This window comes from Hydrogenophaga sp., from assembly GCF_035481345.1.
Lineage (GTDB): Bacteria > Pseudomonadota > Gammaproteobacteria > Burkholderiales > Burkholderiaceae_C > Hydrogenophaga.
In genome coordinates, this window is record NZ_DATIGV010000084.1 from 1 (window position 1) to 16,393 (window position 16,393).

13 protein-coding genes are annotated in these 16,393 nt (G+C 66.9%); 5 read left to right on the top strand and 8 right to left on the bottom strand.

Going from position 1 to position 16,393, the window contains the following annotated elements; all coding sequences use genetic code 11:
- Window positions 1-1,385, bottom strand: a 1,385-nt coding sequence (locus VLG41_RS09050) for a proline dehydrogenase family protein (RefSeq protein WP_325349064.1), incomplete at its 3' end; no start/stop codon positions are given.
- A gap of 97 nt (window positions 1,386-1,482) precedes the next feature.
- Between VLG41_RS09050 and VLG41_RS09055 the strand changes: the two genes are divergently transcribed.
- The gene (locus VLG41_RS09055) at window positions 1,483-1,953 is read left to right on the top strand and encodes an Lrp/AsnC ligand binding domain-containing protein (RefSeq protein WP_325349065.1); all 471 of its coding nucleotides are present in this window, start codon (window positions 1,483-1,485) and stop codon (window positions 1,951-1,953) included.
- A gap of 9 nt (window positions 1,954-1,962) precedes the next feature.
- On the opposite strand, the gene VLG41_RS09060 is transcribed toward VLG41_RS09055, so the two are convergent.
- Window positions 1,963-2,682 (bottom strand): YggS family pyridoxal phosphate-dependent enzyme, encoded by a 720-nt coding sequence (locus VLG41_RS09060; RefSeq protein WP_325349066.1) that lies wholly within the window; start codon window positions 2,680-2,682, stop codon window positions 1,963-1,965.
- A 41-nt stretch (window positions 2,683-2,723) separates the two neighbouring features.
- Between VLG41_RS09060 and VLG41_RS09065 the strand changes: the two genes are divergently transcribed.
- From VLG41_RS09065 to VLG41_RS09075, 3 genes are all read left to right on the top strand, one after another.
- On the top strand, window positions 2,724-3,767 hold the full coding sequence (locus VLG41_RS09065; RefSeq protein WP_009519820.1) for a type IV pilus twitching motility protein PilT: 1,044 nt from the start codon (window positions 2,724-2,726) through the stop codon (window positions 3,765-3,767).
- Between the two features lie 112 nt (window positions 3,768-3,879).
- Entirely contained in the window at window positions 3,880-5,016 is a 1,137-nt protein-coding gene (locus tag VLG41_RS09070) for a PilT/PilU family type 4a pilus ATPase (protein ID WP_009519819.1), read from the top strand.
- 126 nt (window positions 5,017-5,142) lie between these two features.
- Window positions 5,143-6,036, top strand: a complete 894-nt coding sequence (locus VLG41_RS09075; RefSeq protein WP_325349067.1) for an NAD(P)-dependent oxidoreductase — start codon at window positions 5,143-5,145, stop codon at window positions 6,034-6,036.
- A 16-nt stretch (window positions 6,037-6,052) separates the two neighbouring features.
- Here the strand turns inward: VLG41_RS09075 and VLG41_RS09080 are convergent, their stop codons facing one another.
- On the bottom strand, window positions 6,053-6,835 hold the full coding sequence (locus tag VLG41_RS09080; RefSeq protein ID WP_325349068.1) for a DUF6065 family protein: 783 nt from the start codon (window positions 6,833-6,835) through the stop codon (window positions 6,053-6,055).
- A gap of 567 nt (window positions 6,836-7,402) precedes the next feature.
- Between VLG41_RS09080 and VLG41_RS09085 the strand changes: the two genes are divergently transcribed.
- Window positions 7,403-9,175, top strand: coding sequence for a hypothetical protein (locus VLG41_RS09085; protein ID WP_325349069.1), 1,773 nt, complete (start codon window positions 7,403-7,405; stop codon window positions 9,173-9,175).
- A gap of 334 nt (window positions 9,176-9,509) precedes the next feature.
- On the opposite strand, the gene VLG41_RS09090 is transcribed toward VLG41_RS09085, so the two are convergent.
- The 5 genes from VLG41_RS09090 to VLG41_RS09110 form a co-directional block, all read right to left on the bottom strand.
- The gene (locus VLG41_RS09090; protein WP_325349070.1) at window positions 9,510-10,124 is read right to left on the bottom strand and encodes a hypothetical protein; all 615 of its coding nucleotides are present in this window, start codon (window positions 10,122-10,124) and stop codon (window positions 9,510-9,512) included.
- Window positions 10,121-10,615 carry an ankyrin repeat domain-containing protein gene (locus VLG41_RS09095; protein WP_325349071.1) on the bottom strand — a complete coding sequence of 165 codons (495 nt, stop codon included), beginning with the start codon at window positions 10,613-10,615 and terminating at the stop codon, window positions 10,121-10,123. The genes VLG41_RS09090 and VLG41_RS09095 overlap by 4 nt, the downstream gene beginning before the upstream one ends.
- The gene (locus VLG41_RS09100) at window positions 10,612-12,204 is read right to left on the bottom strand and encodes a hypothetical protein (RefSeq protein WP_325349072.1); all 1,593 of its coding nucleotides are present in this window, start codon (window positions 12,202-12,204) and stop codon (window positions 10,612-10,614) included. The genes VLG41_RS09095 and VLG41_RS09100 overlap by 4 nt, the downstream gene beginning before the upstream one ends.
- Before the next feature lie 4 nt (window positions 12,205-12,208).
- On the bottom strand, window positions 12,209-12,454 hold the full coding sequence (locus VLG41_RS09105) for a hypothetical protein (protein ID WP_325349073.1): 246 nt from the start codon (window positions 12,452-12,454) through the stop codon (window positions 12,209-12,211).
- On the bottom strand, window positions 12,451-16,393 hold a 3,943-nt coding region (locus VLG41_RS09110; protein WP_325349074.1), incomplete at its 5' end, for a hemagglutinin repeat-containing protein. The genes VLG41_RS09110 and VLG41_RS09105, both read right to left, overlap by 4 nt.

A 16,393-nucleotide genomic window follows, 5' to 3' on the forward strand; every position in this document is an offset into this window, starting at 1 on the left:
CGGCGCACCAGGTAGGCCAGCAGGTCGCGGTGCGCGCCCACGGGGGCGTAGACGCGGCAGCCCACATCCGATTCGCGCAGCACCTCGCGGTACACGCCCTCGCCCATGCCATGCAGGCGCTGCAGCTCGAAGCGCGTGTGGCCACGCTGGCGCGCCATGTGCAGCACGGCGGCGATGGTGCCCGCGTTGTGCGTGGCGAATTGCGCAAAGACCACGTCGTCCGCGTCGAGCAGCGCCCGCGCGCAGGCCAGGTAGCTCACGTCGGTGCGGTGCTTGCGCGTGAACACCGGATAGCCCGGCAGGCCAAGTTCCTGCGAGCGCTTGATCTCGCTGTCCCAATAGGCGCCCTTCACCAGCCGGCACATCAGGCGCACGCCGTGGCGGCGGGCAATGGCAGCCACCTCATCGATGAGTTCCACCGCGCGCGTCTGGTAGGCCTGCAGCGCCAGTCCCAGGCCTTCCCACAACGGGTACTCGCGCGCCACGCGCGAGGCCAGCGCCTCGAACACGTCGAGCGAAAGCTCCAGGCGCTCCACCTCCTCGGCGTCGATCGTCAGGTTCAGCGAGGCTTGCGCGGCGCGTTCGCACAGCGTCCACACGCGCGGCACCAGCTCGTTCATCACGCGCTCGCGCTGCGCGGGTTCGTAGCGCGGGTGCAGGGCGCTGAGCTTGATGGACAGGCCATCGTTGAGCGAAGGGTGGCGCATCGGATCGGCGCGGCGCGCGATCGCCTCCAGCGCCTGGCGGTAGCTCTGCAGATAGTGCGCAGCGTCGGACTCCGTGCGCGCGCCCTCGCCCAGCATGTCGAAGCTGTGCCGCACGGCCGGATGGGCGCGCCGCCCGGCCTCGGCGCGGCGCAGGGCGTCATCGATGTCCTCGCCGAGCACGAACTGGCGCCCCAGCAACTGCACCGCGCGCAGCGTGGCAGCCACCACCGAGCGTGCGCCCAGCCGAGCCACGAGGCCCGGTGCCTCGCCCTCGGCGGGCAGCCAGCGCTTGCTCAGTGCGATGGCGGCCGAGGACAGGCGCGCGATCACCGCGTCGGACGCGCCCTCGAAATCCGCGCGGCCCAACTGGTCGGCCGTGAGCGCGATGGCGGTCTCGGTGTCGGGCACCCGCAGCAGCGCCTCGGCGAGGCGCATCAGCGCCAGGCCTTCGTGGCTGCTGATCGGGTATTCGGTGAGCAGGCGCTCCATGGCCCAGAAGGGGGGCGGGTTCTCGCGCACGGCGCGCACCCAGGGCCGGGCGCAGGCCTGAACGGTCGCCCAGTCCAGCGCGCCGCCCAAGGCGGCCAGGCGATCGGCCAACACCGCGGCCTCGGCGCGGTAGGGGTCGGGCAGGCGATCGGTGCCCGCAAGCGGGGTCCTGGGATGTGGGTCGAGCATGGCAGTTCTGGGGAAAGGGTGGTGAATTCGCGCATCGTGACCGCTTGAACGACGAATTTCTCTCCAATTTTTCCGCCAGGAAAGAGAATAATTCGGCATGGGCACCACCACCGACCTCGACCGCGTTGACCTGAAGATCCTGCGCCTGCTGCAGGCCGATGGGCGCCTGCCCAACCTCAAGCTGGCCGAAGCCGTGGGCCTGTCGGCCACCGCCGTGCTGGCGCGCACCCAGCGCCTGCAGCGCGACGGCGTCATCCAGGGCTACGAGGCCCGGTTGGACCCGCACAAGCTCGGGCGCGGCCTGCTGGTCTTCGTGGAAGTGCTGCTCGACCGCACCACGCCCAATGTCTTCGACCAGTTCCGCGCCGCCGTGCAGGTGCACGACGAGATCCTGGAATGCCACATGGTGGCCGGCGGCTTCGACTACCTGCTCAAGACCCGCATGGCCGACATGGCGGCCTACCGTGCCTTCGCCGGCCAGGTGCTGTGGCAGATGCCCGGCGTGCGCGAGACGCGCACCTACGCGGTGATGGAAGAAGTCAAGAGCAGCACGCGGCTGCCCTTGTAACGACCGCGCTCAGGTCAGTGACACGGCTGCCTTGGGTTCGCGCGCCCCGAACACGGCTCGCCCCACGCGCACCATCGTCGCGCCCGCTGCCACTGCGGCCTCCAGGTCCTCGCTCATGCCCATGGACAGCGTGTCCAGCGCGTGGCCCCGTGCACGCAGGTCGTCGTAGGCGGCGCGCGCCAGTTGAAAGAGCGCGCGCTGCGATTCGAAATCGGGCGCGGGCTCGGGGATGCACATCAGCCCGCGCAAGCGCAGGCGCGGCAAAGCCGCCACCGCCTCGGCCAAGGCGGGCAGCTCGGCCGGCGACACGCCGGCCTTGTTCGGGCCGCCGTCCACATTCACCTGCAGGCATACATTGAGCGGGGGCAGGTGATCGGGTCGCTGCTCGCTCAGGCGTTGCGCGATCTTGAGGCGATCGACCGATTGCACCCAATCGAATTGCGTCGCAAGGAGCCGCGTCTTGTTGCTCTGCACCGGGCCGATGCAGTGCCATTCGATGGCTTCGCGCGGCAGCGACTCGGCCAGCAGCGCGATCTTCTCGACGCCTTCTTGCACATAGTTTTCGCCGAAAGCCGTCTGGCCGGCGGCATGGGCCTGACGGACGGCATCGGGCCCGAAGGTCTTGGAAACCGCCAGCAAAGTAACCTCAGCGCTGTCTCGCGAAGCCCCTTCGCAAGCGCGCCACAGGCGCTTCTTCACTTGCTGGAGATTGCCTGCGATCGTCGTCATAATCGTTTGCAAAGCCCCTCAAATACACGGAAAAACCCGGGATGGACATCACCCAACTGCTGGCTTTCAGCGTCAAGAACAAGGCTTCCGATCTTCACTTGTCCGCCGGTTTGCCGCCCATGATACGGGTGCATGGCGACGTGCGACGCATCAACGTCGACGCGCTGGACCACAAGGCTGTGCACGCCATGGTCTACGACATCATGAACGACAGCCAGCGCAAGCAGTACGAGGAGTTCATGGAATGCGACTTCTCGTTCGAAATTGAAGGCCTGGCGCGCTTTCGCGTGAACGCCTTCAACCAGAACCGCGGCGCCGGCGCCGTGTTCCGCACCATCCCGAGCAAGATCCTCACGCTGGAGCAGCTCAACGCGCCCAAGATCTTCGCCGACCTGGCCCTGCGCCCGCGCGGCCTGGTGCTGGTGACGGGGCCCACGGGCTCGGGCAAATCCACCACGCTGGCCGGCATGGTCAACCACCTCAACGAGACCGAGTACGGCCACATCCTCACGGTGGAAGACCCGGTGGAATTCGTGCACGAGTCCAAGAAGTGCCTGGTCAACCAGCGCGAGGTGGGCCCGCACACGCTGAGCTTCTCCAATGCGCTGCGCTCGGCCCTGCGTGAGGACCCGGACGCCATCCTCGTGGGCGAGATGCGCGACCTGGAGACCATCCGCCTGGCCATGACGGCGGCCGAGACCGGCCACCTGGTGTTCGGCACCCTGCACACGTCCAGCGCGGCCAAGACCATCGACCGCATCATCGACGTCTTCCCGGCCGAAGAAAAAGACATGGTGCGCGCCATGCTGTCCGAATCGCTGGTGGCCGTCATCTCGCAGACGCTGTGCAAGCTCAAGGATGGCAGTGGCCGCGTGGCGGCGCACGAAATCATGCTGGGCACCAGCGCCATCCGCAACCTCATCCGCGAAGCCAAGGTGGCGCAGATGTACTCGGCCATCCAGACCGGCAACAGCGTGGGCATGCAGACGCTGGACCAGAACCTCACCGATCTGGTGCGCCGCAACGTCATCAGCCCGGCCGAAGCGCGCGGCAAGGCCAAGATCCCCGAGAACTTCCCCGGTTGACATGACAGCCCCCACGCTCCACCGCTGCGCGGCTCACCGCCCCCCGAGGGGGCTGGCCTTGCCTGGGGCGGCCCGGCGCGGCGGCCGACCCACACGCGGATAAGGACCCACCATGGAACGCGATCAGGCATCGAAATTCATCAACGACCTGCTGCGGCTCATGCTCAGCCGGGGCGGCAGCGACCTGTTCATCACCGCAGACTTCCCGCCGGCCATCAAGGTCGACGGCGCGGTCACCAAGGTCTCGCCGCAACCGCTGACGGCGGGCCACACACTGGCGCTGGCGCGCGCCATCATGAACGACAAGCAGGCCGCCGAGTTCGAGCGCACCAAGGAGTGCAACTTCGCGATCTCGCCGCCCGCCATCGGGCGCTTCCGCTGCAACGCCTTCATCCAGCAGGGCAAGGTCGGCCTGGTGCTGCGGACCATCCCCGCCGTGCTGCCCACCATCGACAAGCTGGGCCTGCCGCAGGTGCTCAAGGACGTGGCCATGTCCAAGCGTGGCCTGTGCATCCTGGTGGGCGCCACAGGCTCGGGCAAGTCCACCTCGCTCGCCGCCATGGTCGACTGGCGCAACGAACACTCCTACGGCCACATCGTCACCGTGGAAGACCCGATCGAGTTCGTGCACCCCCACAAGAACTGCGTGGTGACGCAGCGCGAGGTGGGCCTGGACACCGAGAGCTGGGAAGCCGCGCTGAAGAACACCCTGCGCCAGGCGCCCGACGTGATCCTCATGGGCGAGATCCGCGACCGCGAGACCATGGAGCACGCGATCCAGTTCGCCGAGACCGGCCACCTGTGCCTGGCCACGCTGCACGCCAACAGCGCCAACCAGGCGCTGGACCGCATCATCAACTTCTTCCCCGAAGAGCGCCGCGCGCAACTGCTGATGGACCTGTCGCTGAACCTGCGCTCGCTCGTCTCGCAGCGCCTGGTGCCGCGCCAGGACAACAAGGGCCGCTTCGCCGCGGTCGAGATCCTGCTCAACTCGCCCCTCATTTCCGACCTGATCTTCAAGGGCGAGGTCGCCGAGATCAAGGAAGTGATGAAGAAGAGCACCCAGATGGGCATGCAGACCTTCGACCAGGCGCTGTTCGAGGCCTTCGAGTCCAACCTCATCACCTACGAGGACGCGCTGCGCAACGCCGACTCGCTCAACGACCTGCGCCTGCAGGTCAAGCTCAACAGCCAGCGCGCGAAGACCCTGGATCTCGCGGCCGGCACCGAGCACCTCACCATTGTTTGACCCCCCTGCGCCGCGCCTGCGGCGCGTAGCCCTCCAGGGGGCGACACCAGAGGCCCGGCAAGGCCGGTTCCTCGCTGTCTCTGGGTACCATCGCGGCGTTCCATCACCCATGCAGGAGACCCCGCCTTGAACCCCAAGACCTACGAACCCACTCCGTCGCGTCGCGTCGCCTTCCTTGGCCTGGGCGTGATGGGCAGTCCCATGGCCGGCCACCTGGCCAAGGCCGGCCATCAGGTCACCGTCTACAACCGGACCGCCGCCAAGGGCGAGGCCTGGGCGAAGCAGCACGGCGGCGCCTTCAAGGCCACCCCGCGCGAGGCCGCGGCCGGTGCCGACATCGTTTTCTGCTGCGTGGGCAACGACGCCGACCTGCGCTCCGTGGTATTGGGCGCCGACGGCGCGCTCGCCGGCATGAAGCCGGGCGCCATCTTCGTGGACCACACCACCGCCTCGGCCGATGTGGCGCGCGAGCTGTACGCCGCGGCCAAGGCACTGGGCATCGCCTTCGTGGACGCACCCGTCTCCGGCGGCCAGGCCGGCGCCGAGAACGGCCTGCTCACCGTGATGTGTGGCGGCGACCAGGCCGCCTTCGACGCGGTGAAGCCCGTGGCCATGGCCTTCTCGCGCGCCTTCACGCTCATGGGGGCGCCGGGCGCGGGCCAACTGACGAAGATGGTCAACCAGATCTGCATCGCGGGCCTGGTGCAGGGCCTGTCCGAAGCCATCGCCTTCGGCCAGAAGGCAGGCCTGGACATGAACCTGGTGCTTGACGTCATCGGCAAGGGCGCGGCGCAAAGCTGGCAGATGGACAACCGCGGCAAGACCATGGTGGCCGGGGAGTTCAACTTCGGCTTCGCCGTGGACTGGATGCGCAAGGACCTGGGCCTGGTGCTCGACGAGGCCAAGCGCAACGGCGCGCGCCTGCCCGTCACGGCCCTGGTGGACCAGTTCTACGCCGACGTGCAGGCCATGGGCGGCCAGCGCTTCGACACCTCCAGCCTGATCAAGCGGCTGAAGTGAGGCGGGGCGGCGCGGCTCAATCGCCGGACTTGCCGCGCTTTCTCGAGTCGGCGGCGTAGTGCCCCGCCTCGGCGGGCTGGCCCTGCGTCTCGACGCGGATGGTCCGCCGGTATGCCTGCCACTCCTGCGGCGTCAAGGCCGGCTGCCCATCCTCTTGTACTTCCAGGCCGTCCACCTCCTGAGAAGTGTGCGCGCGCTCATCGTAGGTCTCGCGCAGGAGCGGCTGCACCTGCAGCAGCGGCACCGTCTTGGGCAACACGATGTCCACGTCGGTGGCCACGAGCTGGATGTTCATGAACAGGGGACAGGGCTGGTAACGGTCGGTCTCGACGATGCCCTCGTAGGGTGAATACAAAAAGCTGCCGCGCATGTTGCTGGGCGGGCGCACCAGCACGCTCCAGCCGGGAGCGGTGCTGCACAACAGGCCGGTCCAGACCTGCACCAGGCCGGGCAGTTGCAAGCGCGTGAGGAAAGGGGGCGACAGGTCCACCAGGTCCTCGGGCGCGTGCGCGTTCCAATAGTCGGCGAACCCCGGGAGTTCAGAGCGCACCAGGGGTTGCCAACGGCCGTCTTCCTTGACGAAGACGTCGGAGCCATTCCAGCGGAGGCAGACCTCCTCCGCCGGAAAGGCATACCAACCGAAAGAAGAGGCCATTCGCATGGCCTCGCAATGGCGGTAAGCCATCGTGGGCATCAGGCCGAGGGCGGCCTTGTCGGCCCGCATGGGCGGGATGGCAGCCGGATAGATGCGGTGGAACCTGATGGTGGGGGTCGGTTGCCTGTCCGGCTGCATGGGCATGTTGCAGGGCCTTCTTTAGAGGATTCAGCGTTGATTCGCCACCGGCATTTTCCCCCGGGCGTGCGCCGCAACAGTCGGTGTGGTGATGCACCCCCCACCAATGAGAGCCGACCGATTGGCCGGCCCAGCCTGAGGCGCGCGGGAATCCCCTTGGGACAATTGTTGACGCACATGCGCAGCGACGGCCAGCGTGGTGATGCAGCCCCCGCCGATGAGCGCGGACCGGCTGGCCTGCTGTGCCGGCGGCCTACGCGAATCCCCCTGGGGTGACTGCTTGCGCACATGCGCAGCAACGGCCGGTGTGGTAATGCAACCACCGCCGATGAGGGCCTTGGTTGCCACGGCACGGATTGAGGATGAGCTTTTTGTGATGTTCATCAGAATCTCCAGAAAATTACATAGAAGTGGATAGACTGGCTCGTTGGTGAGCCGGGTCGATCAGACCATCAAGGGGAGTGCCGTGCAATTTGTTGTGCTGTCCAACCGTCACTTGCATGCCAGCGGAGCCACGCCGGCCGTAGTGCTTCTGGCCTCCTTCGCTCCGGCCGCCGCGTCCGGGAACACGCCATGAGCGCCACCGACTTGAGCTTTGCGGGTCCCCGCGTCGAGGAACGCCCCCTGATGGCGATGGACTTGGCCTATGGCAGCTCCAGCGTGCGGGATGGTGGTGGCCCGCTCGTGAACCGGCTGCAGCGTTGGGCGGGGGACGCGTATTGGCAACTGCTGTCCCACCACAAGGGCCACATCGTCCAGCAGACGAGTCACGGGCTGACGATGGAGTTCGCCGACGCTCGGCACTGCATGCAGGCGGCGTTTGCCCTGAACGAGTTGGCCGAGACCCTGAACGCACGCGCGAGCGAATCCGAACAGTTGCGCCTGCGCACTGGCGCTCATCTGGCCGGCTATGGCCGCGGCCAACGCACCCCTCTGGAGCAGGACGTGCAACTGACCTCGGAGCTGACCGCCATGGCCGAGCCTGGCGAAGTCCTCGTCACCGCGGAATTGCGCGACCGACTCGCCGATGGCCTGGACGCCGACCTGGAAGACATGGGCCATTGGGTGGAATCGTTCGCCCAGCCAGTGCGCCTGTTCCGGGCTCATCCTCGGCATGAGCGTGCGGCCGAGCGCCTGCCCAACGGCAGCCGCGATCTTCGCCCTGGCTTGGCCGTCATCCCCTTCAAGGCGGGCGTGCATGAGTCCAAGCGCTGGATGATCGGCGAGTTGATCGCCGACGGGGTCATCGCACGCCTGTCCCATAGCCTCGGCCTGCGGGTGATCGCCCGGCAATCCACCACGGCGCTTCGCGACAGTGATGGACTCCAACAGATCGAGCATCACCTGGGTGCCACCTTTGTCCTGTCGGGCAGCTACAGCATTCGCAACGGCCGGTTGATCGTGACCGCAGAACTGGCGGAGGCGCGCAGCCACGCGCTGTTGTGGACGGGGCGGTTGCAGCATGCTCTGGACGATCTGCTCCAAGAGCAGAGCGAACTGCTGCACGAGCTGGCGCACACGGTGGCGCAGGCGCTGGGCACGGCACACGTCAGCCAGGCCCTGGCGCGCCCCTTGCCGAGCCTGGACAGCAGCTTTCTCATGCTGGCCGGTATCTCGATGGTGCACAGCCACTCAGCCAAGGCCTTCGAGCGCGGCCGGGAGGCCTTGACTGCGCTGACCGAACGCCACCCTGGGCATGCTCTGCCCCGCGCATGGTTGGCCATGTGGCACGCCTTGAACGTGGTCAAGGGCAGCAGCGCCCATGCGGCTCGCGACATCAAGCAGGCGCGCGAGCAGACGCAGCGCGCGCTGGATGCCGAGCCTCGCAATGCGATGGCTCAGGCGGTCGAGGGATACATCCAGTACCAGTTGCTGGGCAACCTCAAGCTGGCGCATGGTCACTTGACGTCGGCGGTCGAGGCCAATCCCAGCGAACCCATGGCTTGGCTGTTCAAAAGTCTCTTTTCCGCCATGTGGGGCTCCAGCTCCCTGGCGGTGACCGAGGCCTACGTCGCGCGCTCGCTGTCGCCCGTCGACCCCTTGCAATACTTCTTCGACCTGTTCACAGGCAACGCCTTGTTGGCCGACCGCCAACTGGAGCATGCCATCACTTGCGGTCGCAAATCCCTGAGGGCCCACAAGCACCACGTCCCCACGCTGCGAGTGCTGCTGACAGCCCACGCCGAGTTGGGACAGATTGACCAAGGACGGGCCGTCGTGGATCAACTGCGGGCCGAGGCACCGGAGCTGACGGTGTCCTCGTACCTCGGCATGGGCAGCCAGGAAAGCCCCTTGCGTCAGCGCATGGCCAACGCCATGCGGATGCTGGGCCTCCCGGAGGCGTGATCGGCTGAATCGCTGGCCGCGCCGTAGACGTCGCGGGCCGGAATCGACGCCCTCTTTCGCTGTGATTGACGAGCCACGCCTCGCGTCTTCTTGATGAATGCACCATCCACTGATCGAACCGCTGACAGTCATCCCGAAGCGCATTGTTGTTGACCTTGGCCAGATCATCGGCAGACGCCTTGTTCAGCGCATGGAGCGCATCCAGGCTGCCCTTGCCACTGCCAGCCAGCACCCGGATGCCGAGCTTGCCCTGGTCCAGCACGGCCTTGGCACCGAGCAGCCAGGTCTCTGGGTAGACCCCTTCAAGCCCCTGCGCCTTTTGTTGCGCGACGTTCTAGTAGCCCAGCGCGGCCAACTGCTGGTTGATGAAGTTGACGGTGTCGTTGCACGCCTCTCCTTCACACGCGGCCACGGCATTGGCCAGCAGGCGGTCGCTGAGCTCGTCTTTGTACCTGAGCGCCGCAGCTGTGTCGCATTGCTGGCCCGAGGTCTTGCAGGCCTTGTCGGCCTTGTACAGGCTCACGCGCTCCTGGTAGCTGAGGTAGTTGTTCGTGACCTCGTTGAACGCGGCGCCAGCACCGGTTGAACCACCGACCGCTGCCCCAGTGGCCGTACTGGCCAATGCCGTCCGGGTGTCTGCCAAGGCGCCATCGATGCCCGCTGTGTACAGCGCGTCGGCCACCACGGGCGCGCTGAGCGTGCCCGTGGCGGCACCTGCCGCGCCGGCAACCCCGCCGCTCAAGCCGCCGACGGCGGTGTGCGCCAGCAGGCGCATCGTTCCCTGATCGCCCCAGTCGACGTCCCCCGTTCGGGCGTCCTTGTCGCCCGCGATGCCGCTGATGCCCGAGCGGGTGATGCTGCTGGCATGGCCCTTGTCGTCGCCCCAACCCACGCCGCTGGGGCGGCTGACTTCCTGCACGGGCTGGCCGTCCGGGAGAGGCAATCTCACGCCGCTTTTTGGTATGAGCGGATGAGGTCCGCCGTATCGATCTCGCCTTTCTCGTCTGCGATGTCCATAGCCGTGGCTCCGTAGCGATCAGTCTTCGCCACGTCCGCCCGCCTATCGATCAACAGCCTTGCCACCCCGGAGTGTCCCCAGGCTGCTGCGCACATCAGCGGAGTGACGCCGTCTACTGTCTGGGCGTTTACGTCAGCACCGAGAGACACCAAGTACTCCGCGATTGCAACTTCGCCGTTGGCAGCCGCTTCGTGCAACGCCGTCATTCCCCCATATCCGGTCGCGCCGATGGATGCGCCGTTGCGCACCAGCGTTTCTGCTGCTGCAAGAAGGCCTACTGCTGCCGACGCCATAAGCGGTGTTCGCCCGTGCAGGCCTACTTGATTCAAATCGAGCCTCCGGGCTTCTAGCTCAAGCTGCTCTTGGGAAGCGCCAGTCACCAGAAGCTCAATGAAGCTCTCAATCTTCAAGCGATCGTTCATGGCAAGACGTTAAAGTTGCCGAGTTGAATTCGGTCCAGCAGTTCTTGATAGACCTCGAAAGTCATAGGCGTCGCAGGAGAGACAACGAAATGACCTGACCTGCCGGATGGGAGTGCTTGAAGGCCCTCTGGCAGACTGTTGACCGGGAACGCGCCTCCATACTTCTGAATATATGGATCCTGCGGATCGAGATTCAGCGACAAGCCTTGCGGTTTGCCATTTTTGCCTAGCGGGTGAATAAGACTGTCGGCTGCTTGCGTGACGTCCACGCCTAGTCGGGCGGACAGGTTATCTCCACCTCGGAACAGCGTTTCACCGGCAGCATCGCCCTCCTTGAGTGTCTTGGCCAGCATATCTGCCAGCGGCTCACCCACCCTCTTGAGCACGCCCCCGGCCACCGGCACCACCCCCACCGCCGCCCAGAAGCGGCTGACCTCCTCGTCCGAGACGCTGCTGCGCCCAGTCATCACCTGCACGAGCGACTCACCCGTGCCATAACCCGGTGCCAGTTCAATCGCTGCCTGCGCCAGGTCATTGGCCTGCTCCGGCGTGAGCGTGTTGCGCTTGCCGATTTCAGCCAGGGTGCCCGCGCGCTCCAGCGCCGCCATCTGCTGGTCGATGCGGCGGAAGTCTTGGGCCGTGCAGTTCGCCCCGCATTCGTTGGTGAGGCGCGCGTTCTCCCGGCTCACCCGGCGGTTGACCTCTCTGTAGGGGCTGTGCGCCACGTAGTTGTGCGCGGCTTGGTTGAGTAAGGCTGCCGCTCCCGCGCCACCCCCCACCGATCCGAGCGCAGCACCAGCCACCTGGGTCACCGCCTGGCGCAGCGGCTCGGGCAGGTTCAAGTCCGCGATGGCCTCCCCCACCACCGGCACGATGGCCGCACCCGCGCCTGCTCCCACGGCGCCTTGCACGCCGCCCGTGAGCAGGCCGATCGTCGCGTGCAGGCCCACGCGGTACTCGCCGCCTTCGTCCCACTTGCGCGCTTCTTCTTCCTTGCCTTCGCGGCGCAGCGCCACGGCCTGCTTGTCCGCATAGCTCGCGGCCATCGGCACGGCCTGCTGCCCAAACCCCTTGGTGATGACCACCTGGGCGTTGACCTCGTCCTTGACCTTGTCCTTGTCGAAGATCGGCGCCAACCCCGTCTCGGCGTCTCCCGTTCGGGCGTCCTTGTCACCCGCGATGCCGCTGATGCCGGCCTGGGTGGTGCTGCTGGCCTGACCATCGTCCGATCCGATGCCCGCGCCGCTGCTGCTGAGCTGGCCGCCTGCGCCCACCGTCGCACTGCTGGAGCTGGCCTTGTAGCGCGCCTCGTTGTGCACGTCTTCCAATTCAAGGCCGCCCTCGCTCTCAAGGCCGTTGCGCTGCTCGTCCACCGCCACCTGGGTGCTGGTGATCGCGCCGCCCTTGAGCACGGTCTTGCCCTTGACCTTGACGTCGAAGCCGGCGTCGCCCGCGCGGATGCCGCTTTGTTCGCCGACGCTGGCGTATTCGCTCTCGATGTTGCTTCTGCTGGCGCTGTAGGAGCCCGTCCGCCTGGACGCGGGCGTTGGTGCGCACGGGGGATTCGCCCTCGATGCAATTTTCAGCACTGGCCTAGCCAGTGCTGAGGCCGGGGAAGATCAAGTTCATCGACACTGCGGCTTGCTTGATTAGCTCTAGCGCTTCGGGGGTTGGCATATATCTCCCTTCTTCGATCTCAAACACCAGAACGTCGTAGCCAAGGCCACACTCCCCGTGTTCGATGAAGTGTTGTGCCTCTTTCGCTGCACCCGGGTCAATGAGTGCTTCATTGATATGCAGCACACGAGTCAGCAATGGTTCCGGATGAGACAGGTTCATCTTGGATTTCTCGAAAGATTGGTGGGATAGCCAGTCACGATACGGCCGCCACGAGAGGACGGCTCAACAACTACCTCAATATCAACTCCGTCTCGCGAACCACGAACGATGGTGCGCCCTCCTCGCGCAGGTATCGTGATTGACGCGGGATCAGTGGCCACATCCGAGATGCTCCCCAGTACCTTATCCGCATCCCAACTCTGAGGAAATGGCGTTTTACCCGGTTGCCCCGGCCAAAGGTGCCCACCGCTTCCGGGCCTGTCGCCCACCAAAATGTGCTGCGCGCCATCCGCGTCAATCAGCGACGGCAGTTCGACTGACTGGTCCTGACCGTTGATGTTCATCACGGTCGACGACCCGACGCCTCCTGTGTCGATGGGGCTCACCGTCGTGCCGATCCCAGTGACCGGGACGCCCACACCGCTCGGTGGCACGTCCATCGGGTCAGCCGTGGCTCCCGGTGTTGTCGCGCCCTTGTTGTCCACGCTACCCCACACCGGGCTCACCGTATTGCCGCCGTGCGGGTCCGGATCGATGTTCTCGTAGCCCGGAATCCGCGCGCCGTCTGCCGGATCGACCAATGCCGCAACCTTGGCCACCAGCGCGACGCCCCCCAAGCGCAGGGCCTGCAAGCAGGCTGGTGAACTCAGGCATGCGCGGGCCGCCACCGCCCCACCCGCCACGACGCTCTCCACCAGCAGCGGAATCGCGATGACCGCGTTGTGAGACGCTTCATTGAAGCCCGCCGAGGCACCTTCCGAGCCACCGATTGCGGCGCCTGCGCCCAGCGCGCTGAGTTGAGTGATCGCTCTCGCGGCGTCAGCGGGAACACCCAAAGATTGCAGGAACGCCTGCACGTGGGGTGCGCTCGCACTGCTGAATGCCGCCGCAGATGCACCTTCGATGCCACCGGTCAAGCCGCCAATGAGCGCGTGGCCGACCGCCCGACAAGCGCCGTCTGGTGCCCAACATTGCGCGGCGTCCTCGTCGCCGGCCTTCACTGCTTCTTCGAACAGCCGGTTGGCATAGTCGCGCCAAGCCGGCACCGCCTGCTGCCCAAACCCCTTGGTGATGGCCACCTGGGCGTTGACCTCGTCCTTGACCTTGTCCTTGTCGAAGATCGGCGCCAACCCCGTCTCGGCGTCTCCCGTCCGGGCGTCCTTGTCACCCGCGATGTCGCTGATGCCGGCCTTGGTGATGCTGCTGGCCCGACCGTCGTCCGATCCGATGCCCGCGCCGCTGCTGCTGAGCTGGCCGCCCGCGCCCACCGTCGCGCTGCTGGAGCTGGCCTTGTAGCGCGCTTCGTTGTGCACGTCTTCCAGCTCAACACCGCCATCACTCTCGAAGCCGTTGCGCCGCTCGTCCACGGCGACTTGCGTGCTCGTGATCGCCCCGCCCTTGAGCACGGTCTTGCCCTCGACCTTGATGCCGAAGCCGCCATCGCCCGCCCGTATGGCGCTTTGCTCGCCGACGCTGGCGTACTCGCTCTGAATGTCGGTCTTGCTCGCGCTGAAGGAGCCTCCCGCCCCGGCGCCGAAGGTGGCGCTGGCGCTGCTCTGTTTGCTCTTCTCCCGGTAGCTCGCGCTGTCCTGCAGGCTCTCGATGAGCAGGTCGCCACCGATGTCGGCCTCCACCCGCTCGGCGCTGACCACCGCGCCGGCCAGGATGGTGTCCTCACCCGACTCGATGCTCACGCGCTCACCCGCGCGGACGTGGGTGTTGGTGTGGCTGAGCGATTCGCCCTCTGCATTGCCTTTGCCCGAACTCGCGCTGGCCGTGAAGCCCACACCGGCACCGCTGCCGCCGAGCTGCATGCCCACGCCAAAGCTGGCCGCGTGGTTCTCGCTTTCGGTTCTTTCCTTCGTGGTGTTCTCAGCGGCGCGCAGCTCCACCTTGCCTTCTGCCTTGAGGCGGGCTTCTCGGCCTGCCGTGAGATCGCTGCCACGGATGAGGATGTCGCTGCGTTCTCCGGCGCCCTTGTCCGCCCCTTCGGCGATGAAGACGATGTCGCCACCGGCGAGCACGCGGCTACCCTGAGCGCTGTCCGAGTTCGCTTCGCTGGTGCTGCGGCTGCTGGAGCTGCCGATGCTGAAGTTGATGGCCATGCCGCCGCTGGCGTCGCCCTGGCGCTGCGCTTGGGCGGCGGTGTTGATGCCTTGGCGGACCTGCAGCCCGGCGGTGGCCGCGCCCAGGGCTTTCATGCGCTTGTTGTCGGTGTGGCCGATGGCGTCAAGCGTCTCCACCGCGCCCTGCATGGCCTGCACGGGCGCGCCGCTCAGGCCCACGGTGAAGCCGCTCTGGCGCATCTTCTCTTCCTGCCAGCGCTGTTCGCTGGTGCGGGCTTCGGTGACGCGGATGTTCTTGGCGCGGACGTCGATGTCGCCTTCGGGGGCGAGTACGTCGGAGCCCACCTGCTCGTAGGTCTGGCCGGCGCGGATGTTCACGTCGCCCCTCAACGCGCCCAGGGTGCTGCCCGCCGCGCCGGTGCCCGAGACTTGCTGTTCGCTGCTGTGTTGCTGGCGGCCCAATGTGAGGCCGGCGCCGCTGCCGTACAGGCCGCTGGTCTTCTCCTCCCGGAAGCGCTCCTGGCGGTGTTCGGTGCGTGCACTGAGCACGCGCACGTCGCCGCCCGCGCTCACGTCCAGGTGCTCGTCGGCGATGGCGTGCGAGCCTTTGAAGGTGATGTCGCCGTCGGCGCTCAAGGCCACGTTGCGCCCGCCGAGCGAGCTGCCCTGGGCGCGGGTGTGGCTGTCCAGGCGGCGGGTCTCGGTGCTGGAAGAGCCCAGTACGCCGCTGCTCTTGGCGTAGACGCCGTGTTCGACCTGGTAGTTGGCCTCGCCGGCGGTGATATCCAGGTGGCGCCCGGCGTGGATGTTCAGGCGGCCGTTGTTGTCTTGCTCGTAGTAAGGGGACTCGCTGTTCGGGCCATCGTTTCCGTTGAGGCCGGCGTTGTTGCGGTCCCCGTTGGCCTGCACCTGGGCGGCGCGCATCTGCACGTCGCGCCCACCCGAGAGGCTCACTTCATTGCCGCCGATGGCGCTGCCCACCTCGGCGCTGCGCTGCACGCGCCCGTAGTTCTTCTCGTCGCGCGTGGTGTCCAGGGCCTCGCGGGTGTTCAGGGTGCTCAGGCGCAGGTCGCGCCCGGCGTGCATGTCCACCACGCCTGCTTGGCCTGCTTGGCCGGCCTGGGCGAGCGCGGCCTGCAGTTCGATGTCCTGCCCGGCGCGCGCGAGCAGCACGCCGGCGTCCTCGCTCACGTACAGGCGGGCCACCCGCTCGAGCACCACGGCCTGGCCATCCGTGCTCTGGGCGCTGGTGCTGGTGACCTTGATGTCGCGCCCGGCGTCCAGCACGAGCAGGTCTTTGGCGCTGACGTCCCCGCCATCGACCTCGATGTCTTGCTGCGCCCGCAGTGCGGTGACGCCCTGGCTGCCGATGCGCCCGCTGCTGTGGATGCCGTTGGCATCGATGAGCACCAGGTCTCGCCCGGCCACGCTGCCGCTGTTCAAGAACTCGCCGCTGAGGTTGAGGTGGACTTCGCGCCCGGCGATCAGGGCCCCGTCGGGTGCCAGCTCGCCTTCGCGGGGCATCAAGTAGACGCGGGGCACAAGCGCGGTCACTGTTCGTCCATCGGGCAAGGTCACTTCCTGGGCTTCGAGCCAGACGATGTCGCTGGTGAGGGCGGCCACCTGCTCGGCCGTGAGGGTGATGCCCGGCCTGAGTTGGTGGGCCTGGGCGAAGGTGGCGCCGGCCTGCAGGAGGGCCAGGTACTGGGCGTCGTCGTCCGTGTGGTCACCCAGGAAGCGCTGGCCGGTGAGCTGGGCGATCTGCTCGCGCATGAGGCGCTGTTCGAGGAAGCCGTCGCCCAGGCGCTTGTGCACGCTGGCCGGGTCGATGTTGAGTGCGGCGAGCTGGTAGTCCGAGGCGAGCCACTGGCGC